Below are 22,533 nucleotides of genomic sequence, written 5' to 3' on the forward strand. Positions count from 1 at the left end.
CCATGAAAACAGGGGCATTGCTTTTCCTTGCCGGACTGTGGCTGGTTTCTGGCGGTGTGCAGGCTGCCGCCACTCCGCAGGGGAGCCGCTTTGATAGCCGGATGCAACAGGTGGCTTACCATCCACGGGATACCACGGTTGTTCATGCTGCCGAAGGTTACGTTTCCACACTGGTTTTCTCCGAAGAGGAAGACGTGATCAGCACACAAACCGGCTTTACCAAAGGCTGGAATGTGACAAAGGAAGGTAATCGCGTCTATATCCGCGTAGCACCCGTCAAGCAGCCCATCAGGACGATTAAATCCGGTGAGGATGGCGATGAAGAGGTGGAAAGCGAACGGGTTTTTGAGCCGCAGGATAAAGACTGGCGTACCAATCTTTTTGTCACCACCACCAAACATTTCTACAGTCTTGAGCTTCGCCTTATCGACAAGGGGCAACCGCTGTCGCAACTGGCTTACGTCATTGATTACCGCTATCCGCAGGAAGAGCAGGTGCAGACGCGGAAAACGCAGCAGGCGAGGCAACGTGAATGGGAAAAGGCGCAGATGAAGCAATCCATCGCGCAGGCATTTAATGCCGCCCAAGCGCCGCGTAATTGGGATTATTACATGCGGGTAGCAAAAGACAGTCGGGATATCGCCCCCGATTTTGCCTATGACGATGGACGCTTTACCTATCTCGGTTTTTCCCCCATCAAAACCTTTCCCGCCGCGTTTGTCGCCTATGGTGAGAAAGAGCATATCGTTAATGCCAGTGTGCAACAGAAGGGCAACTATAAAGTATTGGTTATTCATCAGATTAATCCGCGCTTTGTGCTACGGGCAGGGCATAAGGTCGTGGGGATTGAAAATCATGGCGTGGGTAAAGTCACTGTGCCCGATGGAAATACCATTTCCCCCACGTTCAGCGCGTGGAGACGGAACAATGAATCATGAAGAAAAAATGACGGACGACATCGAGCGGGAAGCGCGAAAGTACCTTGCCGGGGAAGCGGAAACGTCACCCGCAGAAACAGCCAACGATGCAGTAGACGCCAAACCAGAAGAGGACGGGACAGCACCCGAAAAGCCACAGGTTAAAACCGTAAGCGACATGGAAAAAGAGGTGAAAGCGCGGATCACCGCTGTTGCTAACGAGAAGGGACATTCTGCAAAGAAAAGTGGGGCATCAACGGCCGTCGAGGTGGCAAAAACACAAAAACGGCAAAAAAATAAACTGCTATTGGCGATTGGTGGGGCTGCCGTGGTTGTCGCGTTAATCGGGATGGTGGGATTTCATCTGTGGGAGACCACCCGAACAATCCATACCGAGCCGCCGCCCGTCAGTGCGGAGAAATCCGAAGGTGTCAGTAACCAGCGGCGGGATTTAGGGAAGAAGGTTGATCCGTTTCATAAGGAAAAGCAGACACAAGCGCAAACTCAGACAGAGAAGCCCGCAGACAGTGGCGGACAAAGCCGACAGGTCACGCCTGTAAACAGACTTAGCGCTGAGCCGTCCTTTTCTGAGCCGGTATTCAGACGCTATCTTGCGCTGGAAACCGCAGAGGAAGCCTTGTCCACGCAAAGTCATAGCCAAACGAGGGCGCAGGAAAAACAGGGTGATAAGACGCCCGCCAGTGTTGACGCCAAAGACGCGGCAAAGCCTGAAAATGCCAATGCATCAGAGGGGCTTAATCAGGTCACGCGCATTCCTTACGATCCGGATTTATACCTGCCGGAAAATATGCCGATCCCCTGTGCACTGGATTATCGCTTTGTTTCTGATTTGGCGGGAAAAATCCGCTGTACCATCACCCGAGATATCTACAGCGCCAGCGGCCATACCCGCCTGATAGACAAGGGCACCACCGCCTACGGAGTCTATAACGCGGGAACGCTCAGGCATGGGCAAGGGCGTGTTTTTATCCGTATTACCAAACTGCGCACCCGCCAGCCCCCTTATCTGGATATTCCCATGAGGGGTTCACAGGGCGCGGGAGAGCTGGGTGAATCCGGTTCAGATGGCTGGATTGATGAGCACTGGGTTGATCGCTTTGGTGGAGCGTTGATGCTGGGCATGATCCCCGACATTACCGCTGCGGCGGCGGATCAGGCCGGGAAGAAAGATCGCAATACGGATTACACCGAAAACAGCCGTCAATCGCTGGCTGAAATCGCCAGAACCGCGTTTGAAAACAGTGTGAATATTCCGCCTACCCTGTACAAGAATCAGGGCGACATTATCACGCTTATCACCGGTCAGGATATTGATTTCTCGGCTATCTATCAGCTTGAACTCAAGAGGAGAAAAAACGGATGAATGACACTCAGAATCCGACGCTGATGTATTACCGCGACAGTCTCTTTGGCGCATTACTGGCAACAGAGGGGTTAACCGAACTGGCGGTCAACCGACCGAACCAGATTTTTACCAAGGTCAATGGGGAATGGCAGGAGCATGACGCGACGATCAGCTATGAGGAATGCATGACCTTCGCCGCGGTGCTGGCAAATCACAATGACGACCACATTGATGATCTGAAACCGATATTATCCGCCACGCTGGAAAGTGGCGAGCGGTGCCAGATTGTGATCCCCCCGGCCTGTGAGCGCGGCACCGTGTCGATCACCATCCGTAAACCGTCTTACCTGCAAATTCCTCACCAGTCCTGGATCGAGAGCGGTTTTTACGACCAACTGACCGGACAGGAAAAAACAGAGAGTCACGATGACGTTTTGATACGGCTGTTTAAGGACAGCGCCTTTCCCGAATTTATGGAAAGGGCGATGGAATACGGCAAAACAACCGTGTTTGGTGGCGGAACCGGATCAGGAAAAACCACCTATGAGAAAACGCTGCTCGATTATATCCCGTCGCATTTACGGCTTATCTCCATTGAAGATAACCCGGAGGTGAAATTCTATTCACATCGTAACCATGTTCACCTGTTTTATAACGCCGAAGCCCAAGAAGGGGCCATTGTCACCCCTGCCAGCCTGCTACGCGCCAATTTTCGCATGAATCCTGATCGCATCCTGCTTACAGAGGTACGCGGCCCGGAAACATGGGATTTTATGAAAGCGCAAAGTTCCGGGCATGAAGGCGGTGTCACCAGCCTCCATGCGCCAACGCCGGAAGCGGTGATCGATGGCATTATCGAACGCTGTTACCAGAACCCGGAGTGCCGCAACCTGCCTTATAACGTGATGCTGCGCAAGGTGCTTAACAACATCGATGTGATCGCCTGCATGACGGCGCGGGGTAACTGGCGGCGGCTGACGCACCTCTATTTCAAGCCGCTGCATCGTGATAGCTATTTTAAGGAATTAAGCCGTGGAGAAATGTAAACTCACGCCCGGGCAATGCGGTTTTATTGGTCTGCTGGTCTGCCTGCTGACGGTTGGGATAGCGAGTGTGCTAGTTTATCCCATGAACGGCGTGGGACTGCGCCGCTTTTTGCATACTTACCAGTTTTCGATGCTGGGGCGCATCCTGTTTGATAGCAATATCCGTGATGATATTCGCTGGAATGCTGTGCTGTCGCTGCTGTATGGTTTTCTCGCCTCCGTGGTGATAGCGGGCGCGCTGATTATCAAAACGGCGATGCAAAAGCCCTCGCTTTACGGTGACGCAAAATTTGCCAGCGATGCCGATATTCGCCGCTCCAAAGCGGTGACATGGGGCGATGAAAGCAAAGGCGGCGTCATTATCGGACGTTACAAGGGTAAGCTCCTTCGCTATATCGCGCCTGATTTTATCTCAATGGGGGCAGGGACTCGCGCCGGGAAAGGGGCGGCCATGGTTATCCCTAATCTGCTGGCGTGGCTGTTTTCGGTAATTGTGCTCGACCCCAAGCAGGAATGTTACAAAATCACCAGTAAATTCCGGCAGCTTATCATGGGGCAAAAGGTCTATTTGCTTGACCCGTTTTCCAGAAAAACACACGGCTTTAACCCGCTTTTTTATATTGACTTATCCCATGAAAAAGGCTCTGGCTATCTGCTTAATCTGGCGGAAACCCTGTGGAATGCATCAGGGTTAACCGGGACGGAAGCGCACTTTAACAGCGCCGCCGGGCGCGTCTTTATCGGCTATACGCAGTTGTTGTATACGTTAATCAATCACGGTCAGGAATATTTAGAGGAATATGATGTTAAACCGTTTTTTTCAATAGGCACGGTGCTTGACCTGTACTATGCCGTGAACCGTGAAGCATTGTTGGCAAACGGCGACGAAAGCGAGTGTCCCAGTATCCGCGAAAAGGTAGCCAATAACGGAACTGAACGTGAGCAATACCTACTGAGGGATGCGCTTAATAAAATAAAGGAATATAACGATTTGGGCGACGAACCACGCTCCAGCACCGAAGGCACTTTTCTTAAAAAATTAAACCTGTTCACCTTACCGCTCTTTCGCAAAGCCACTGACCACAACGATTTTGATTTACGGTTATTGCGCAAGGAGCGCATGACCATTTACTTAGGGATTAATGCCGACGATTTAAAGATTGCTGATGATTTTTTAAATCTGTTTTTCAACTTTGCGATTGACGTCAGTATGCGTGAAAACCCCGATTTTGAAACAGACAATAAATATGACGTACTTTTTCTGCTCGACGAGTTCCCGGCAGTGGGTGCCATGCACTATATCAAGAAAGCCTCCGGGTTTATTGCCGGATTTAAACTCAAATTACTGACTATCTACCAGAATATTTCTCAATTGATTGAGATTTACAGTGATATGGGGGCAAAAACATTGCTGTCCGGTCATCCTTGCCGTGTGATTTATGCGGTCAGTGAAAAAGAAGATGCTGACAAATTTTCCGCGCAATTAGGTTACACCACCACGAAATCAACCGGAAAGAGCCGGAACCGTAACAAAGGCAGCGTATCACAAGGCGAATCCGAGAGCGAAGCACAACGCGCGCTGGTGTTACCACAAGAATTGGGGACGCTGGAATTTCACGAAGAGTTTATTCTGCTAAAAGGCGAGAACCCCATTAAATGCGAAAAGGCACTGTATTTTAATGACCCCTACTTTATGGACAGACTGTGCGCCGTGTCACCGAAGCTGAGAGAGCGTGTTGCCAGCCTGAACAAGGGGTCATCAATGGTTAAAAAAGGGCTTAAATATCCCCCCAAAGAAGAGATGCTGTCATTGGGGGAGCTTGAAGCAGAGCTTTTTTAATTACCTCATCCGAAATATTATCAATGTATCTGGAAATACCCCATGAAAACAAAACTGATAACCGTGGCTGGTTTTTTTCTGGCCGGTTGTTCTTCACCGCCACCCCCTCCGCCGGTAAACTGGTCAGACTCTGCGGTTGAAATCAATAGTGGAATGCCGGACTGGAAAGAAAATAATGTGGTCATACCCTCACCCGTCATCATGGGTCACTGGGCAAAAGCGATTTATGATTTTTATGGAGAAAAAGGACACTATCTTCCCGATGATTACTTTGCTGTCACTCATGCCAATCAGATTGTGGTATTAAGTAAAACATCAGAAGGGTATTTTAACGCCAAACGCTGGCTAAGAACGCATGGCGCAACTGGGGTCATTGACTATCAGGTCAAGCAGGGATGTATCGGATGCAGTGAAACCGATATTTATTTCTATCGCATGGATAAAACGGTTGATATTCATCCTCTTCCGGCAAAGAAACAGCCTGAAATAATGTTACCCGCTAATAAGCCCGTAAAAGATCATCAACCTGTGATAAGTAAACCATTGGTGGTGACTCAACCACCGCAGATTATCAGTGTTAAAAATAACGTGTCTACTGCTCAGGAAAATAAACCACTCGTTCACTCTCAACCCATGATTGCACCACCAAAGACAACGACGTTTCTTACAGATAAACCGCTTACGGCGATGAAAGTAACGCCGAAACCAAAACCCGTGCAAACGTGGCAGATAGAAAAAGGGGTAACGTTAAAGGATGGGGTGATGGCATGGGCAATAAAGGCGTCTTGTGTCGCTCCGGGAGTAAAAAACTGGACGGTATACTGGCAAACACCAGTCAATTATCAGATTGACGCACCGTTAAAATTTAGTGGTGATTTTAAGTCCGCATTGCGAAGTGTTTTGGAGTTATACCAATCTGCCAAAAAGCCGCTTTATGCTGAAACCAATAGTGCGCAATGCCTGATTAGCATCACCGATAAACCACCGGGGGGATAATGGGCTATTTAATACTTTCTTTTCTACTGGTGTCGTTATCGCTGGCTGGATTTTATCAGCATCAACATGCGGACAATCTCAATAGCACCGAAATGACAACCACCACGACACAACAGGCGATAGAGACGGTTCACTATATCAACGCGATTAATGATTATCTCTATCTCCACCCTGATGTAACTAAGAATCCCAATGAGATTGTGCTAACAGCGGCGCAAATCGGTATCACGCCGCATTCACCCATCCAGCATGTGATTGCCAGCCAGAGTGTTTTTGTCTGGCAGCCATTTTCACCGGGATTAATGGCGGCGCTCAAAACCCAAACCCGCGATTCTGCGCTATTGGGTAGCGTCAAAAATCACCGCCTTTTTGATAATAGTGGGCGTGATATGCAGGTTGTCTTACCGGAACGTATCCCAGATGGAGCGATTGTTTATCTTAACTAAATAGCTGCGCTTAATACCGCTACACCTACCGTTTACTGATGGGTGGCATGTTGCGTATGGGCAACACTTCTCAAGCCCGATGTAGCACGGTCAGGCAAAGGAAACAGCCCTGTGCCTTGCACTGCATGGGCTGACCAAAAGTGGAGCACTATTCCGCGCAGCTATTTAGGGGGAACAATGAGCGGTTTAATATTTCATTTCTTTTTTATTGGTCTCAACACTGTTTTCTCATACATATTGACGGATTCACTTTGGTTGAGTGCACTCATTTTCGTGATTGTTGGTGTCATTCTCATCCCACTGATGTTGTGTGATGGGTATTTTTATTCTGAGGAAATCTGTTTTTTCTTTTCAATAATCGGGTTTGGGGGTTCCTGTATTGTTGTTTTTATAAAACACTACATCCAACAACAAACACTATAAATATAAAAAATAGATAAAGCGCTATAAATCTCCTCCATTATTTTTCTTCTCGTAAGTAACGCATTCCACTTATCAAAGGATATCTCATGCGAGCGATTTTTTCTGCTGCGCCTTTACTGGTGGTGCTGGCATTGTCTGGCTGTACCAGTATTGAGCGCATTAATCAAAACATGAAAAGCAATGAGGCGACAGACGCAAAGGCAAGGCAGCAGATGCAAAAATTGACCTCGCCATCGCCAGTATTACGCGAAGCCTCCCGGCAGTGGGTGAATCCCACGCCGATAATTGACCGGGCAGCGATAAAAAAAGCTACACCCCCTTGTACCATTACGATTAACCGGCAAGGCTCACTCAGCCTGCATGACGTCTCTGAGCGTATTACCCGCGTGTGCCGCATTCCCGTTTCCGTCACGCCGGACGCATTAACGCTATTGGGCGGCGTCTCTGGCGGCCAGACCCAGCAGATAAAAGGCGATATCCCGCCGCCGGATGTCAATGGCATGGTGCCGCTGGCCTCTATCGGGATGGCCTCATCCTCTGCACCTGCGGCGGTTAACACCGGCGCGAATCTGAACGGGCTTTACTGGAACGGCCCGCTGGCCGGGCTGCTCGACACCATTGCCAGTCGCCTTGGCGTGTCGTGGCGCTATGGATCCGGACAGATAGTTATCTACGCGCTGGAAACCCGGTCATTTACGCTGAATTTTATGGATTCACAGACCGATTACCAATCCAGAGTGGTGAGCGGCACCACCTCCAAAGCCGGTAACAGTGGCGGGCAGAGCGGCAATGCGCTCAGTGGTGATGCCACCACGTCACAATCCACCTCAACCACCATAAAATCATCCCTGTATGCTGATTTACAGGGGGCGGTGAAATCGATGCTGACGCCGGGGCTGGGGCGTATGTTCCTGTCTGCCGGTAATCTGACCGTCACCGATGTGCCACGGGTGCTGGATACGGTTGAGCGCTTTGTTGACGAGCGCAACCAGACATTAGATCGGCAGGTGGTACTCAATATTGAAGTGTTGAGCGTCGAAAAACGGCAAAAAGACCAGTTAGGACTCGACTGGAACGCCGTTTTTAACAATGGTCGTTTAGGTTTGTCGCTCAGTCAAGCCTTTGGCGGCGCGGCGGGCAATATCATGAATGGCGGCTTCTCGGTGGTAGACGGGCGTCTGGCGGGGTCAAAAGTCTTTCTGAAAGCCCTTGCCGAGCAAGCTAAAGTGAGTGTCGTTACCCAGCAATCGAATACCACCACCAATCTTTCGCCGGTCGCCATGCAGGTAGCCGAACAGGAAGATTATGTCGCACAGGTAACAACACAATCCACCGCGAATGTCGGCACGGCAACCTCGATTCAGCCCGCCACCATTACCACCGGGTTTTATATCAATCTGCTGCCGAATATCATGCCGGACGGTCAACACCTGTTACTGCAATTCGCCATCAATCTCTCTGAACCGCCTACCCGCCGTACCTTTACTTCCGGAGAAAGCTCGGTCGAATTGCTCAATACGCAACTGAAAACCTTCACCCAGCGCGTGAAAATGAAAACCGGCCAGACACTGGTGTTATCCGGCTTTCAGCAGGCCAGCCGTAAAGGAAGCAAGCAGGGCGTCGGTCAACCGTGGTTCTTTGGCTTAGGCGGCGGTCAGCAGGCAGAAGACGGTGATCGGATGCTGGTTGTGCTCATTACCCCGGTTCTGTCGCAGGAGGGATAATGATGACGACAACACCGCTGTTTACCGCGACGCCGATAGTGCGAGGTCGCCGCGTTTTTCTGGCCGGAATAGACTGGCTCCCCGTGACGTTGCGGGCAGGTAAAAACGTCAAAAGCGAAGCGCGACGGCGAGGGGCAGATCGCGTGGTCAGCTATCGCTATCGGGACAGCCAGAAAAATCCGCAGTGGGTGATGGGGCTGGTCAATTGGGCAAAGCTGGCATTGCCCAAAGGCTGCAAGGATGGTTACGCGCTGGCACTGCTCATCGCCCGACAACTTAAAGGCAGCGGCTACGCCATTATCGCGATAGACAAGGCGCATTACGGCTTTGTCAGCACCATTGACGGCGTACTGATTAACGATGTGGTCGGCGACAAGGTCGCCATCGCGCAGGCGCAAAAAAACTTTCTTCAGTTTAACCGTGAGCCGGAAGGCGGCTGGCAGATTTTCGCCCCGGCAGACTGGAACATCGCCGATAGCCAGCCTTTTGATTTAGACGGTTTGCTGGCAGGGTCTGGCTTTCCGGCCAGCACCCGCTTTCAGGCAACATCACGCAAGCGGCGATTTTTAGGCCTGTTCACCCTGTGCGGCCTGATGCTGGCCGGTTACTTTGGCTGGCAGGGATATCAAACCCAACAGGAAACGTTACGTCAGGCCGCGATACGGGCGGCATGGCTGGCACAGCAACAGGTGCAAACCTCCCCGGCGCTGCGCCCGCCGTGGCATGACACCCCGCGATTGATGCCGTTTATTAACGCCTGTACCGAACGCTGGCAAACCATCCCGCTGTCGCTGGCAGGCTGGCGCTTTAAAGAAGCGCAGTGCGCACAGGAAGGCACACTACGACTGGCGTACAGCAAACCCGCCGGGGCCACCGTGGGCGATTTTGCTTACCGGGTGAAGCAGGTTTACGCCGGGCAAACGCCGCCGTATTTCAATTTACCCGGTCAGGGCGATACCGGCGGCTTTAGCCAGCCCGTGACCTTCACCGCGTCGCCGGATCCCCGCGCCCTGCCCTATGCCGATAGCCAGATACAGCGGTTAACCACCTTTGCGCAACGGATGCGCCTGCCGATGAACCTGCAGGAAGAGGATAACCGTCAGGTCAGCGCTAACGGCGAAGAGCTTATTTTGCCGTGGCGCAGTTTTAGTTTTTCACTGGAAACCGCCATCCCGCCGACCCTGCTGTTTGATGAACTGGACGATCTGGGTTTACGCCTGCACGTCATCACGATCACGCTCAATCAGGGGCGCTTAAGTTACCGGATGGAAGGAAAATTATATGCAAAATCATAAATGTGCCCTGTTTATCGCGGCAGGATTAAGCGCGGCAGCCTATGCCGAAACACCGCCGCCTCAACTGCCCGTGATGGAAGAGTACACCCTGCAACGCCTGGAGCAGATACAGGCCGAAACCGTCATGCTGGAAGCCAAAGCTGCCCGCGCCCGCATTCAACGCGAACTGGAAGACAGTGGTATTGATGCCCGAACAGCCAATTTACCGCTCAATGGCCGGGAGCTGGCGATGTTACCTCGCGCCGGGGGCTTACCGTCAGTAGAAGAAATTTACGGCAGTGGCAAGCAGCTTATGGCGCGTCTGGTGCTTTCCGATGGCAAGCGGGCAGAACTGCGGCAGGGCGAGCAGATCCCCGGCACCCGTTTTTGGGTTGAGGCGATTAGCGCCCGCGAAGTCCGCGTGGCTGACGGCAACGATAAACGCACACTGGCCTTTTATTAAAAACGGAGCAAAACGTTATGGTAAATATCCTTCCGCAGCCCGATGCCGATATCGCCCGCTTTGTGCGGGTGACGCAGGCCGAGGACGGCATGATTGATATTTTTATCGCGGACAATTACCGCGAAGATTTCAAGGTTCAGCATTTTGTCAGCCGGGTACAGAAAGCCTTTCCGGGGCGTACCCGCTGGGCCAGCCTGTCGCTGGATGAAATCGCCAATGTCGCCCTCCCCCAATCAGGTGATGCGCCGGCACACAGCGTCAACCAGCAACGGGTATTAAGCTACTTCCGCAAGGCCATTGCACTATCAGCGTCTGACGTGCATTTTACCGTTGGGCGTGATGGCGGGGATTTTTGCTATGTTGAGGCGCGGGTTCACGGTGAACTGCAATGTCTGGACTGCATCGACAAGGGCGAAGGGATGGCGCTGGCGTCCACCATTATTCTGTCGATGTGTGACGTCACAGAGAAACAGTTTTACCCTAATCTTCATCAGGATGGCCGCATTGCTGAACGATTTTTAAAACCGCTGGGAATATTTGGTGCCCGCTATGCGCATATGCCTGCTGTCGGTGGGCTGTATGTGGTGATGCGTCTGATTAAGGATGATGGCGATGCCGTACCGGATTTTGAATCCTTGGGCTTTCTGCCCGATCAAGTCCGGGTACTGAAACGCCTGTTGCGCCGTCCCGAAGGGATGATGATTTTCTCCGGGCCAACCGGATCCGGGAAATCCACCACGCTACGCACCGCCTCCGCCGCCTATCTTGCGCTATGGGGCTATATCAACAAATTACCGATACGGCGACTGTTAACCATTGAAGACCCGCCAGAAGGTCGTATTTACGGTGCAATCCAGACGCCGATCATCGCTGATAAGAAAAACACCGAAGAAATCAAACGCGCATGGCTGCTATCGATGGCCTATGCCTTGCGATGCGATCCGGATGCGATTTTAAACGGCGAAATCCGCGATGGAGAATCTGCATTGACCGCGATTGAAGCCGCGATGACCGGGCATCTGCTGATGACGACACTGCACGCCAATGATGGACTTAATATCATTGATAGGCTGGAAATAAAAGGGATACCGGGGAAACTGCTGGCCGATCCGCAGTTACTGATTGGACTGATAAGCCAACGCCTGGTACAGCGCTTATGTTCGCACTGCAAAGTGCCTTATCAGCGGGTAGCCGGGCAGCTTGAGGCGGATGATCGCGATCTAATTGAACAGTACTGCCAGACTGAAAAGGTGTTTATGCGCCATTTTGAAGGCTGCGAACACTGTTATCACGGGATTGTCGGGCGCATTGTGGTGGCGGAAGTGATCGCCCCGGATGCGCAATTTTTTGAACTGTACCGGACAAAAAGTAAAGCGGCAGCGAAAACCTACTGGCATCGAAAACTAGGTGGCATTACCCGTAATCAGCACGTTCTGCACTACATCCATGCGGGAGACGTTGACCCACTGGCCGCGCATTTTATTTGCCCGATTGATGAGGACAGTTATACGTTGTTGCCTGAGTGAGATGGAGAATGAGGTAAGCGCCCCATGTAGGACGTCTTGAATAGTTGATTAATATATTGTATGGGTGCCAGCATATCTATAACTTCGATACTTTCTAACCCATCAATTTATAAGGGATTTCAGTTAGATCACCGACAATACTGCGATGATAGTGTCCACTTAAATTTAAGTGGACACTATCACAGGTGTCAGACTCACTAACTTCATCTCGATCAAATCCAGTGAATTAATAAAATAAATAAAATCAATGTATTAACATGTTTCGCGTGTGATGTCGGTTTACTCACTACAACAAAACAGGCAATAACGCAAGACGTCCTACACGGGGCGCTTACAGAATGAGTGCATAACGAGATGATATCAACGACTGTTATTTAAGCAACCAATAACAAGATTTGTCTTTTGTATAGATTATGTGAGTAATTACTCTAAACAAATAAGTAATGCATTGTTATTATCCAGCCCCCGTTTTTTTGAGACCGGTTGATTTTTTATTTATTATGGATTAAACAATGACCCTATATCACATGATTAACGAACCTATCTATGCAAATTTCCCTTTCAATTTTAATAAAGACCCTAATGAGGTTCCTCGGCCCATAGCTGAACGTCATGACTTGCGCCATGTTTCTGACCAACTTTCTTCAGCATCTAACATAAGTTTTACAAGTCGTACATCAGCTGTGTCATCTGGTTTTCCTGCGCCACCTACCGATATGGAATTGCAGGAAATCCTGAATAATGAAGAAAACGGGCTGATGCATGCAAACAACTCGGTAAATGAATCATCAGGAGCGAGAGATACATCTACTGTTGCAAAAATGTCAGCATATAAAAAAATAGGGTATTGCTTATTGGGTGTCTCTGCGGTTGGTGCTCTATGTGGAATAAGTGGAATGCTTGGCTATCATTTCAGAAGATGTGATAACGATATTCAGGGTTTAGGGAATAATTCGATATCTCCTTCTTTACGAACTTGGGTGCGCCCCTCAACCGGAATGCCTGTGCTGTCTTCAACAACTTTGCTTGATTATAGCAACAGTAGTGCTTTTAGAGAAACTTACGGCATTAATAAACATAGCACTACTGACATTTATCATAAGACAGTGACTATTAAGAAAATGCCTGAGATTGTTACTCCATCTGCATCAGCCGTTAATAATGACATTGATGTTGATTTAGATAAACCAATACTGAAAAATAGAATAGAGGCAGGCGTTCCAAATCAATATATTATAGTGGCAACCCAGAACCCTGTTGACAATGCTATTGTTGATCAAATAAGGCTAACAATAATTGATGTTAATAAAAAATTTATGAATTATTTCAATATGGATAATTTGGACATTAGCGATACTTTTTTGATAAGCTTATATCCCTCAGGAGACGAATTTCCTTACAAAGGGAAAATACAAAAAAAAGAATTAAAAACATGTGAATTTAGCAAGGGGGTCTTCTTTGAAAAAAGATTGGAAATGGCGACTTATATTGAGAATGAGTATCTTTATGACACTATAAAATACGAGTATTGTCGATTTTTGGATTTTATAATTAACAGAGTTAATATCAAACAAGACAGTAACACTCCCTCATGGCCTGGTGAGTGGTGGGAAAATGGAATACCTGAATATGTCCCTGGCGGGCGTATAATGAATGGTGGACGCAAGGTAGGTAAAGAACAATTAGCGCATGACATTAGAAATCCTGATTCGTGCAGGGATGCCGCAAGAGTGCATGCTTTTATTAATTCAAATGAGTTTTTAAAAGAAAATATCTTTAAGCGCATGATAGATGATTTAAGAAAAAATGATGCTTATGATTATAAACTTATCGAGGACTATTTTATTAAAACTTTTAGCAACGATTATCAGCTGTGGATTCAAAACAACACTATTGATGATTATTTGATTATAAAAAATAATCGCCGTAATTAATCAAATAAAAAAAGACCTCTTTTGTAAGAAGAGGTCTTTATCTGCTGCTTTAGGTGACTAATGCCACTCAAGCCACATGTTCAAGCACACGGCCTGATTCATTTTGAACGCCAATGGCAATCTGCTGTGGTTTTTCCTGTTCTGGAATATCGTAGGTAAAGTGCAACGTCAAAAGTCCATTAGCCAGATTCGCCTGCTGGATAACGATGCGATGCTCAAGCGTAAAGCTTAAGGCAAACTCATTTTTCCTGATGCCCTGATGTAACCATTTTATCCCTTCTTTTTCCTCTGCCTCATCGGTTTGCTCAACGTTCGGCTTGCCACGCACCGTAAGCTGATTATTGAGCACCGAAATATCGAGTTCATCCTGCGCATAGCCCGGCACGCTTACCGTCAATTCATGCTGCTCGCCTTTTTGCAGCAGGTTATAGGACGGGGTGTCGGACAACGGCTTTTCGCCGGTCAGACGGCTAAATAGGTTGTCCATCTGGGTAAAACGGTCGGTAAGCAGACTGTTGCTCAATGTCGGCATCAGAGAGAAAGAACGATAGGCCACAGCATCCTCCTTTAATTCACCTTAAAAAGACGTTTACATTATTCATATAGGGATGCTCGATGAGTTTTCAAGCCCCCTTCAACATAAGAGAAAAATAATGTCTCCCTCATTAACGTCAGCCATTATTGCCGTCAAACCCCGTATTGACGCTACGGCACACTGTATTTACCAAAAAACCTTTTCTGCTAAAGACCGCATCGCCTTCTACGACATGCTGGCCTTTTTGCTGGATAACAACAAATCGTTGCAACAAGCCTTTATCGATATGCGCAACGTTGTCACCGATTTTGGCCGCAAACATCATCCCTATGCGGTGTTGCTAACCGACTGTCTGTCGGCGCTGGATGAGGGGCAAGGGGCTTTTGAAAAGGTATTGCTCGAATGGGTGCCGGTTCAGGAAGCCACCTTGATTGGCTCCGGCATCCTTTCGGGCAAGCTCTCCGATGCCTTGCGTCGTGCCAGCCAAATTGTCGAGGGCAAAAAAACGATGGTCTCCGCCCTGTTCGGCGCATTGGGCTACCCCTGTTTTCTACTAGGGATTGTAGTGCTGATGATGCATATGGTGTGTGAGAAGTTTATCCCCAAGCTGGCAAGACTGGTGCCGCGTGAGAAATGGGAGGGGCCACTCAGCCTGTTAACCGGTCTTTCTGAATTTATTGTTAACTTTGAGTGGTTACTGCTGTTTGGCCTGCTGGCCCTGCTCGGATTGATGGCATGGTCTATGGGTCATTGGGTCAATCGAAAAATCGCCGACAGTCTACCACCGTGGTCAGTCTATCGCGCTGTGCAGGGCGTTTACTTTTTGCTGAATATCGCCGCCTTACTTCGCGTCAATATCCCGGTCATGCAGGCGGTCAATATGCTTGGCGAAACCGCCAGTCCGTGGCTGGAAAGCCGTATTAATGAAACGCTCCATTATATGCGGCAAGGCGAACATCTGGGACTGGCCTTAAAAAGTACCGGCTACCACTTTCCCTCACGGGATTGTGTCAATCAAATGATGCTGTTAACCGAAGGTGCGGGGGCAGAACACAGCCTTGAGCGTTATGCTGACCGTTGGTTGGCTATCACCATTAAACAGGTCAAGAAAAAAACGCTTTATTTAACCGCACTCTGCTTCTTATTGGTATTCGGTTATATGTTGCTGCTGTTATTAGCCAGCCGCGATTTAAATACCATGGTCAATCAAATGGGGTAAGCAATGAAAAACAATTCAATGGCATTTAATCAACACACCAAAGAGGAAAGTATGAAAAAAAAGTCAACGCTTCACCGTGGTTTTTTAAGTCTAGAAATGATGGGGGTACTGGCCATTATTGCCGTCGCTATTGTACTTGCGGTTGGCGCAGTGTCCGGCATGTTTAACAAAAGCACCATCAACGACGAAATTGCTAACGTACAGGCATTAGTGACGCAATCACGCGGCATGCTAAAAACACAGGGCGAATATCCCTTTACCAATGGCGCAAAAATGACGGGTACATTGGTGCAGTTTGGCGGTGTCCCCGGTAATATGACCATCAACGGTGACAAGGCGACGGGCGCGGCCAGGATTGCCAACGGCTGGGGCGGTGAAGTCATTATTGCCCCGGAGAAGGTACAAGGCTCAGCCAATAACAAGGGATTTTCTGTTACCTACAAAAACGTCCCGCAAGAAGCCTGTAGCGTGATGGCGACGAAACTCAGTGGTAGCGCGATGATACATGAGGTCTCGATTTCCGGTACCAACAATATTGGGGCCATTACCGCGGAAAAAGCCGGTGCACAATGTAAAGCGGATAACGGCTCGGTCGGCGTGAATACCCTCATATTCAAATCTAACAATTAATTCCTCCCTTCTTTTTTAATTTTTAAAGCCTTTTGATGCAGGAAAGGCGGGTGTTGCCTTTTCTGCATTTAAGGAGCGCTAACATGAAAATTATCCCCTTTTGGCTTGCCATGAGCATGACCACGGCGGCAAAGGCGTTTTGTTTTAATGAGGCGGGCGCAATATACCAGATTGACCCCAAACTGCTTAAAGCCATCGCCCAGCAGGAAAGCAGCCTCTCTGCGAGAGAGGTCAATATTAATCGGGATAAACAGGGTCGGGTGTTGAGCACCGATTATGGCCTGATGCAGATCAATTCCACGCATATTCCCAAACTCCAGAAGATGGGGGTCATTCGCAACCCTAAGGATTTACTCAATCAGCCCTGCCTTAACGTTAAGATCGGCGCGTGGATACTGGCGCAGCATCTGCGCGAATGTGGCGTCAACTGGACTTGTCTGGGGTCGTATAACGCGGGATTTCATCCCCGCAATGAAAAGAAACGCCTGCGCTATGCCCAACAGATTTATGCGCACTACTGGCCGGTTGTCAGCGGCGACAGGAGGAAACCGTGAGTACGGTCAGTCTCGTGTTGATGGGACTCTGCGCCGTCATCGTGCAAAGCTGCGTGGTCATTGTCACAAGGCGATTTCTGGATTTTCATCAGGAGCGCCCGCTGTCAGCCATAGGTAGGATGGTTACGGTAACTTATGTGATTTTTACCGGATTAACCTTTTTATCGACCATGCTAGCGCCCTCGCCGCTACAGGGATTGTTTTCTTTGGTTTTCCTCGCGTTTTTAGCCTTATTTATCTATCTGGATGCCGCCAGTCGCTGCTTACCGCGCTGTTTTACGCTGGCGTTTGGGTTGACGGGCGCTGTCTTTCGTCTTCTGCTGTCCCCGGAGAGCGTATTGACCGCCCTACTCGCCGCGTTAATTATCTTTGGTGTGCTTTTGGGACTGCGAACCCTTGCTTATCGGCGCGACGGCTACGCACAGTGTGGTTTGGGCGATGTGTACCTGATGGCGGGATTGGGCATGTGGTTTTCCTCCCCGGCGGTACTTTGGATCATCAGTGGTGCCGCCGTTTCAGGAGGTCTTTTTTTGCTGGCAAGAAGATTACGGCATCCGATCCAGTGGCAGGAAAACGTCAATTATCGCTCGGTACCGTTTGCGCCGTTTCTGTGTGGTGTGGCGGCGATTGCCTACGTTGGGGAGATGGGAAGTTATCTTTGGGAGGTCACATCTTGAAAAAAACAATCGAGAAAAAAAAGCCAGAAATCCATCGTGGGTTTGTCTCGCTGGAAATCATGGGTGCATTGGTGATTGTGGCAATGGCGGCATTGTTTGGTGCAGAGAAATACAGCGACTATCTGGATGAACAGGAGTGGGTCGTCGCGGCGCGTCATGCCAGCCAGTTTAATGAAGCATCAAAGCAGTATGTTGCTGACCATACCGATGAATTACTCAATAACCCCCTGCCCTATCGTATTACCCCATCGTTACTGATTAAAAACGGTTATCTGCAACAGGGCTTCGCCGAGAAAAACGGCTTGGGTCAGCAGTACGTAACCGGCGTCGTCAAAAATAGTCTGAAAAACCCTGTACGCTACAGGCGCTCACCTGTAGCGTACAGGGTGATACCTTGTCCGAGAAAGGCATGCGCCGAATTGCCGCCCAGATCACCGGCATGGGTGGGTATCTGGATGAGAAGAATATCGCCAACGGCGCTTATGGCGGATGGACAAGCCAGCCGCGTGATTTTGGCCTCGATTGTCGCCACGGGCATATTGCCATTGCATTATCGTCGGAAATCCTCGGCAGTGTGTTGCAGGAAAGCGACAGGCTTTACCGATTTAAGGTAAAACATAAGCCAGAGTTAAATCGGATGCACACCGACATTGATATGGGAGGCAACAATCTCAATAACGCCAATACCGTTAATGCGAAAAATGGGCATTATTCGGAAGAAATTAACGCAGGCGGCAATATCAAAACCCAAGGCGGCTGGCTGATAACGCAGCACGGAAAAGGCTGGTTAAATGAAGCGCACGGCGGCGGCTTCTACATGGATGATAACGACTGGATACGCTCAGTCAACAACAAGGGCATTTATACCGGCGGTCAACTCAAAGGCGGCACGGTCAGAGCCGATAGCCGCCTGTCTACCGGCGAATTTTTACAACTGGATGGAACAGCACAACCCGGCTGGGGATGCAGCCCTAACGGATTGGTAGGCCGAACCCCCGAAGGGGCTTTATTGTCGTGCCAGAATGGGCTATGGACGTCCGGTGCATCGCTGCAACAACGCGAATGCAAACAGATGGGGAACTGGGGTGGACGTGACTTCAGAGAATATCGATGCCCCGTTGGTTGGTACGCTGCTGGCCTCAAATTTGTAGGTCATCAACACGAAGAGTCGGCGTACGTTATTACCTGCTGTCATTAATTAATTGATATAAACCCAAATTATTGTTATTCCTGCTTAACCCATATCAAATTATCTACTGGAAAATTTAGCGCTCTGGCGATTTTTAGCAAAGATGCTGTTTCCTTGTTCTCGAGCTTGGGCGTGCGTGAAAGCAGCCATAGATAATTTCGACTCGGCCCTGCCACCAGTGCATAACGATATTCTGGATCCAGCGCTATCACATGATAGCCACCATAAAACGGCCAAAAAAATGAAACTTTAAGCGCTGCTCGGTTAGGTGAATCAACAAATTTCGCTTTACCGATGCTTCTTCGCCATTGCTGTTGAGTGGGCGAAAACCCTTGATTAATCACTTTGACGCTACCATCGGGATTACGGACGTAAGTGGCGGTAATGTGTTCGAGTCCACGCTCAAAGCGATTATCCAGTCGGGCAATTTCGTACCAAGTCCCTAGATAGCGATCGAGGGAAAAGTTTTCTACTGCCTGTACCCCTTGTGGCGGAGATACGCTACAAGACAGAGAGAGCAGTGAAGATATCAATAAATAGATGTTTCTCCATAATTTCATGTCAATTCAACCTTGTGAACATTCTCAATAAATGAGCGTAATGAAAAACAATCCAACAGGAAAGCTATTATGAATAAAATAACCTTCACAGCAGTATGGCTATTGCTTGCTGCCAGTTTCCCTCTTCTTGCTGATGAAAAAGTGGACTCAGGAGACCCGTGTACCGTGGTGCTGTGCATGTACGGGGAATTGCAGGGCAATAATCAAAGCGAATGTAGCGGCGCAGTGAGCAAGTTCTTTTCATTAAGTAAATTTGGCCGACACGGTTTTGACCCGTGGAAAACGTTTGTTAAACGGCGTGATTTTCTGGGCGGTTGTCCCACGGCAGATCCGTCCGTTGTCAGCGACATCATGAAACAATTTGGAAAAATGCAAGGATGAAAAAATGAATTTGTATATCGCAGAAAAACCCTCCGTGGCGAAGGATATTGCCAAAGCGCTAGGGGGCAATTTCCAGAAAAAAGACGGCTATCTTGAGTCAACCGATAACGTCGTAACATGGTGCTACGGCCATCTCCTGAAATCGATTGAGCCGGAGGCGTACAATCCCGCTTATGCACAGTGGAAAGCCGAGGATTTGCCGTTGCAGCTTTACCCGCTGCGCTATGAGCCGATTACCGGAAAGGAAGCCCATACCCAAACGGTGATTAACCTCATTAAGCGCGCGGATGTGATTGTCCACGCTGGCGACCCGGACGACGAGGGGCAATTGCTGGTTGAGGAGTTGCTGGAATATACCGGCAACAACAAGCCGGTTAAGCGTTTGCTGATTAATGACAATACCGACGCCGCCGTTAAAAAAGCACTGTCCCAACTGAAAGATAATCACCAGTTCAAAGGCATTTACCGCAAAGCACTCGCACGAGCCGCTGGCGATTTGATTTACGGCATGAGCATGACCCGTGCTTATACCATTGAAGGACGCAAAAAGGGCTATCGGGGCGTCTTGTCCGTAGGAAGAGTACAAACGCCGATCCTCGGGCTGATAGTGCGCCGCTACCTCGCCAATCAGTCGCATACGTCAAGTTTTTACTATCAGCTTACTGGAGATTTTGCGGTGAGCGGCCAGATATTCGCCGCCCACTGGAAGGCCAACGAAAATGCGCCGCAGGACGACAAGAAGCGTCTTACCAGCAAAAGTTATGCTGATGCACTGGCGGCACGTTTACGCGGCAAGGACGCCGATATAAAGGCCGCTGGCGTGCAGGAGAAAGAAACCGCCCCGCCGCTTCCGTTCAATCTGGTGAGATTACAGCAGACGATGAACCGTCAGCACAAGATGACGGCGGCGCGAACGCTGGAAATCACCCAGCAGCTACGCGAAAAATACAAAGCCATCACCTATAACCGCTCCGATTGCTCTTATCTTTCTGATGAGCAGTTTAACGACGCGCCACAGGTGCTTGAGGCGCTGCAAGGCATTGGTGATTTTAACGGACTGGCGCTTGATCGGAGCCGTAAAAGCAAGGCGTTTGACAGTGGCAAGGTAACAGCACATACCGCGATTATCCCCACGGCCAAAGTACCGGAATTAAACGCCCTCAGTGAGCATGAAAGGCGGGTTTATCTGGCAATCGCACAACATTATCTCGTTCAGTTCATGCCCAACAAGCGTTATCTGGAAGCCTCGGTTGTCGTTGAGGTTGAAAGTGAAACCTTTAGCGCACGGGCAAGGAAAACCACCGAGGCCGGTTTTAGCGCCTTTCTCAAAGGTGAAGAGTCAGACGCCAGCGATGAGGATATGCTGGACAGCGCGTTTGATGTACTACAGGCATTACGCACCGGGGAAACCGGCAGTTGTGATGCGGTGACCGTGAATGAAAAGAAAACCACGCCACCGCCGCTATTTACCGAAGCCACGCTACTGGCAGCACTGGTGCGGGTAGCTGATTTCGTTGAAGATGCACAAATTAAACAATTGCTGAAAGAAAAGGATAAAGACAAAAAGGATGAGCACGGCGGTATCGGTACACCCGCCACACGCTCGGATATGCTGGAAAAACTGAAAGACCGCCAGTTTATTCGTGAGGAAAAAGGGAAGCTTGTTCCCACTGAAACCGGCGTTGCATTTTTCCGCGCTCTGCCAGAGTCAGCAACATTGCCCGATATGACCGCGCTCTGGTCAGCACAACAAAGCGATATCGAGCAAGGCAGTAAAACGGTTGATGAATTTGTGAATACGCTTATGGATGATTTGCGCCAGAACGTCAATACAGTCAGCGTGGGTGAAATAAAAGGCGAAACAAAATCCAATAGCGGACAGGGTGAAAGATTAGCCACCCCCTGCCCGCATTGTGGTAAAACTATCGTGGTTCGACCTAAACAGTTTGCCTGTACCGGCTGTGATTTTAAAATCTGGTCAACAATTGCAGAAAAAAAACTCACGACCAGACAGGTTGAAACACTGATTAACAAGGGGAAAACGTCTGAGATTAAAGGGTTTAGCAGCAAAAAGACGGGCAAGCCTTTCTCGGCAATACTGGTTTTACAGGACAAAACCAGCGGGAAAGTGGGATTTGAATTTAACCGCAACGGGAAATAATGCAACCCAAAAGTAAAACCGAATGGTTACGCCAATTAAGACGATACTCAACACCAGAAACGGTAGAATGGGCTATGCATCGGCTTTACAATCCCCTTTCGGTTTAACTCTGGCACTCTGTTAAGTAACAAAAGAGGAAAAAATGAGCGACAAAGACAATTATGGTGAAATCCGCCGCGTTCTGAGCAACATTCGCTCTATCCGTGTTTTTGCACGGGAAACGGATTTTGAACTGCTTGAAGAAATGCATGAAAAGCTGGGTGCTGCGATTGAAGAGCGGCGCGCCGATGCCGAAAAAGAAGCGGCAGTACGGGCGGAGCGAGCAGAGAAACGCAAGGAGCTATTGCAACTGATTGAGGGAGAAGGCTTCACCGCCGAAGAACTGTTAGGCGAAGCAGTCAACATCAGCAAGAAGCGCAGCAAAACCCCAAAAACCCCGGCAAAATATGAATTTGTCGAAAATGGCGAAACAAAAACATGGACAGGCAAAGGCCGAAAACCCAAACCCATTGCCGAAGCCCTGAGCGCCGGACGTAGCCTTGATGAGTTTTTGATATCAACGCCGCAGCAAGAGCAGAAAACCGAACCAGACAACGAATAGACCAAAAAGCCCTTCTCCCGAATGAAAGGCTTTTTTTGATGCTAAAAACCCTCACGTTAAGCCGAATAACA

The 22,533-nt window shown here is 49.3% G+C and carries 21 protein-coding genes and 1 pseudogene; 20 read left to right on the forward strand and 2 right to left on the reverse strand.

The window, feature by feature from the left end; translation table 11 throughout:
* Positions 1–2 precede the first annotated feature (2 nt).
* The 11 genes from virB9 to AC6I8M_RS21975 all read left to right on the forward strand — a co-directional run bounded on the left by virB9 (position 3) and on the right by AC6I8M_RS21975 (position 13,955).
* Positions 3–938 carry a P-type conjugative transfer protein VirB9 gene (virB9, locus tag AC6I8M_RS21925; RefSeq protein ID WP_498013856.1) on the forward strand — a complete coding sequence of 312 codons (936 nt, stop codon included), beginning with the start codon at positions 3–5 and terminating at the stop codon, positions 936–938.
* Positions 928–2,301 carry a VirB10/TraB/TrbI family type IV secretion system protein gene (virB10, locus tag AC6I8M_RS21930; protein WP_498013857.1) on the forward strand — a complete coding sequence of 458 codons (1,374 nt, stop codon included), beginning with the start codon at positions 928–930 and terminating at the stop codon, positions 2,299–2,301. The genes virB9 and virB10 overlap by 11 nt, the downstream gene beginning before the upstream one ends.
* Positions 2,298–3,329: a P-type DNA transfer ATPase VirB11 gene (gene virB11 / locus AC6I8M_RS21935; protein WP_498013858.1), complete on the forward strand. Its 1,032-nt coding sequence runs from the start codon at positions 2,298–2,300 to the stop codon at positions 3,327–3,329. Before virB10 ends, virB11 begins: the two co-directional genes overlap by 4 nt.
* A complete protein-coding gene (locus tag AC6I8M_RS21940) occupies positions 3,316–5,169 on the forward strand; it encodes a type IV secretory system conjugative DNA transfer family protein (protein ID WP_498013859.1) in 1,854 nt (617 codons plus the stop codon). Before virB11 ends, AC6I8M_RS21940 begins: the two co-directional genes overlap by 14 nt.
* A gap of 42 nt (positions 5,170–5,211) precedes the next feature.
* Positions 5,212–6,165 carry a TcpQ domain-containing protein gene (locus AC6I8M_RS21945; protein WP_498013860.1) on the forward strand — a complete coding sequence of 318 codons (954 nt, stop codon included), beginning with the start codon at positions 5,212–5,214 and terminating at the stop codon, positions 6,163–6,165.
* Positions 6,165–6,611: a type IV pilus biogenesis protein PilM gene (gene pilM / locus AC6I8M_RS21950; protein ID WP_498013861.1), complete on the forward strand. Its 447-nt coding sequence runs from the start codon at positions 6,165–6,167 to the stop codon at positions 6,609–6,611. The genes AC6I8M_RS21945 and pilM overlap by 1 nt, the downstream gene beginning before the upstream one ends.
* A gap of 509 nt (positions 6,612–7,120) precedes the next feature.
* Positions 7,121–8,758, forward strand: a complete 1,638-nt coding sequence (pilN, locus tag AC6I8M_RS21955; protein ID WP_498013862.1) for a PilN family type IVB pilus formation outer membrane protein — start codon at positions 7,121–7,123, stop codon at positions 8,756–8,758.
* Positions 8,758–10,053, forward strand: a complete 1,296-nt coding sequence (pilO2, locus tag AC6I8M_RS21960) for a type 4b pilus protein PilO2 (RefSeq protein WP_498013863.1) — start codon at positions 8,758–8,760, stop codon at positions 10,051–10,053. The genes pilN and pilO2 overlap by 1 nt, the downstream gene beginning before the upstream one ends.
* A complete protein-coding gene (gene pilP / locus AC6I8M_RS21965) occupies positions 10,040–10,495 on the forward strand; it encodes a type IV pilus biogenesis protein PilP (protein WP_498013864.1) in 456 nt (151 codons plus the stop codon). Before pilO2 ends, pilP begins: the two co-directional genes overlap by 14 nt.
* Before the next feature lie 17 nt (positions 10,496–10,512).
* Positions 10,513–12,021, forward strand: coding sequence for a GspE/PulE family protein (locus tag AC6I8M_RS21970; RefSeq protein ID WP_498013865.1), 1,509 nt, complete (start codon positions 10,513–10,515; stop codon positions 12,019–12,021).
* Positions 12,022–12,548: 527 nt separating this feature from the next.
* Positions 12,549–13,955 (forward strand): hypothetical protein, encoded by a 1,407-nt coding sequence (locus AC6I8M_RS21975; protein WP_498013866.1) that lies wholly within the window; start codon positions 12,549–12,551, stop codon positions 13,953–13,955.
* A gap of 67 nt (positions 13,956–14,022) precedes the next feature.
* Here AC6I8M_RS21975 and AC6I8M_RS21980 read toward each other — a convergent pair whose 3' ends face one another.
* Positions 14,023–14,511, reverse strand: a complete 489-nt coding sequence (locus tag AC6I8M_RS21980) for an Hsp20 family protein (protein ID WP_498013867.1) — start codon at positions 14,509–14,511, stop codon at positions 14,023–14,025.
* 97 nt (positions 14,512–14,608) lie between these two features.
* On the opposite strand from AC6I8M_RS21980, the gene AC6I8M_RS21985 reads away from it, so the two are divergent.
* The 6 genes and pseudogenes from AC6I8M_RS21985 to pilV (AC6I8M_RS22010) all read left to right on the forward strand — a co-directional run bounded on the left by AC6I8M_RS21985 (position 14,609) and on the right by pilV (AC6I8M_RS22010) (position 18,768).
* The gene (locus tag AC6I8M_RS21985; RefSeq protein ID WP_498013868.1) at positions 14,609–15,709 is read left to right on the forward strand and encodes a type II secretion system F family protein; all 1,101 of its coding nucleotides are present in this window, start codon (positions 14,609–14,611) and stop codon (positions 15,707–15,709) included.
* A gap of 3 nt (positions 15,710–15,712) precedes the next feature.
* Positions 15,713–16,339, forward strand: a complete 627-nt coding sequence (locus AC6I8M_RS21990) for a type 4 pilus major pilin (RefSeq protein ID WP_498013869.1) — start codon at positions 15,713–15,715, stop codon at positions 16,337–16,339.
* Positions 16,340–16,422: 83 nt separating this feature from the next.
* Positions 16,423–16,893: a lytic transglycosylase domain-containing protein gene (locus AC6I8M_RS21995; protein WP_498013870.1), complete on the forward strand. Its 471-nt coding sequence runs from the start codon at positions 16,423–16,425 to the stop codon at positions 16,891–16,893.
* Complete coding sequence (locus AC6I8M_RS22000) at positions 16,890–17,570, forward strand: prepilin peptidase (RefSeq protein WP_498013871.1); 681 nt, start codon at positions 16,890–16,892, stop codon at positions 17,568–17,570. Before AC6I8M_RS21995 ends, AC6I8M_RS22000 begins: the two co-directional genes overlap by 4 nt.
* Positions 17,571–17,653: 83 nt before the next feature.
* A pseudogene (pilV, locus tag AC6I8M_RS22005) lies at positions 17,654–17,854 on the forward strand (shufflon system plasmid conjugative transfer pilus tip adhesin PilV); the annotation flags it as partial.
* A gap of 125 nt (positions 17,855–17,979) precedes the next feature.
* Positions 17,980–18,768, forward strand: a complete 789-nt coding sequence (gene pilV / locus AC6I8M_RS22010) for a shufflon system plasmid conjugative transfer pilus tip adhesin PilV (RefSeq protein WP_498013901.1) — start codon at positions 17,980–17,982, stop codon at positions 18,766–18,768.
* 26 nt (positions 18,769–18,794) lie between these two features.
* Here the strand turns inward: pilV (AC6I8M_RS22010) and AC6I8M_RS22015 are convergent, their stop codons facing one another.
* Positions 18,795–19,319: a lipocalin family protein gene (locus AC6I8M_RS22015; RefSeq protein ID WP_498013872.1), complete on the reverse strand. Its 525-nt coding sequence runs from the start codon at positions 19,317–19,319 to the stop codon at positions 18,795–18,797.
* Positions 19,320–19,388: 69 nt separating this feature from the next.
* Here AC6I8M_RS22015 and AC6I8M_RS22020 point away from each other — a divergent pair, with 69 nt between their 5' ends.
* The 3 genes from AC6I8M_RS22020 (at position 19,389) to AC6I8M_RS22030 (ending at position 22,462) form a co-directional block, all read left to right on the forward strand.
* Entirely contained in the window at positions 19,389–19,700 is a 312-nt protein-coding gene (locus tag AC6I8M_RS22020) for a TrbM/KikA/MpfK family conjugal transfer protein (RefSeq protein WP_498013873.1), read from the forward strand.
* 4 nt (positions 19,701–19,704) lie between these two features.
* Positions 19,705–21,861, forward strand: a complete 2,157-nt coding sequence (locus tag AC6I8M_RS22025; protein ID WP_498013902.1) for a type IA DNA topoisomerase — start codon at positions 19,705–19,707, stop codon at positions 21,859–21,861.
* A 142-nt stretch (positions 21,862–22,003) separates the two neighbouring features.
* Entirely contained in the window at positions 22,004–22,462 is a 459-nt protein-coding gene (locus AC6I8M_RS22030; RefSeq protein WP_498013874.1) for an H-NS family histone-like protein, read from the forward strand.
* The last annotated feature ends 71 nt before the right edge of the window (positions 22,463–22,533 follow it).

The sequence above is a fragment of the Type-A symbiont of Plautia stali genome (genome assembly GCF_059731155.1).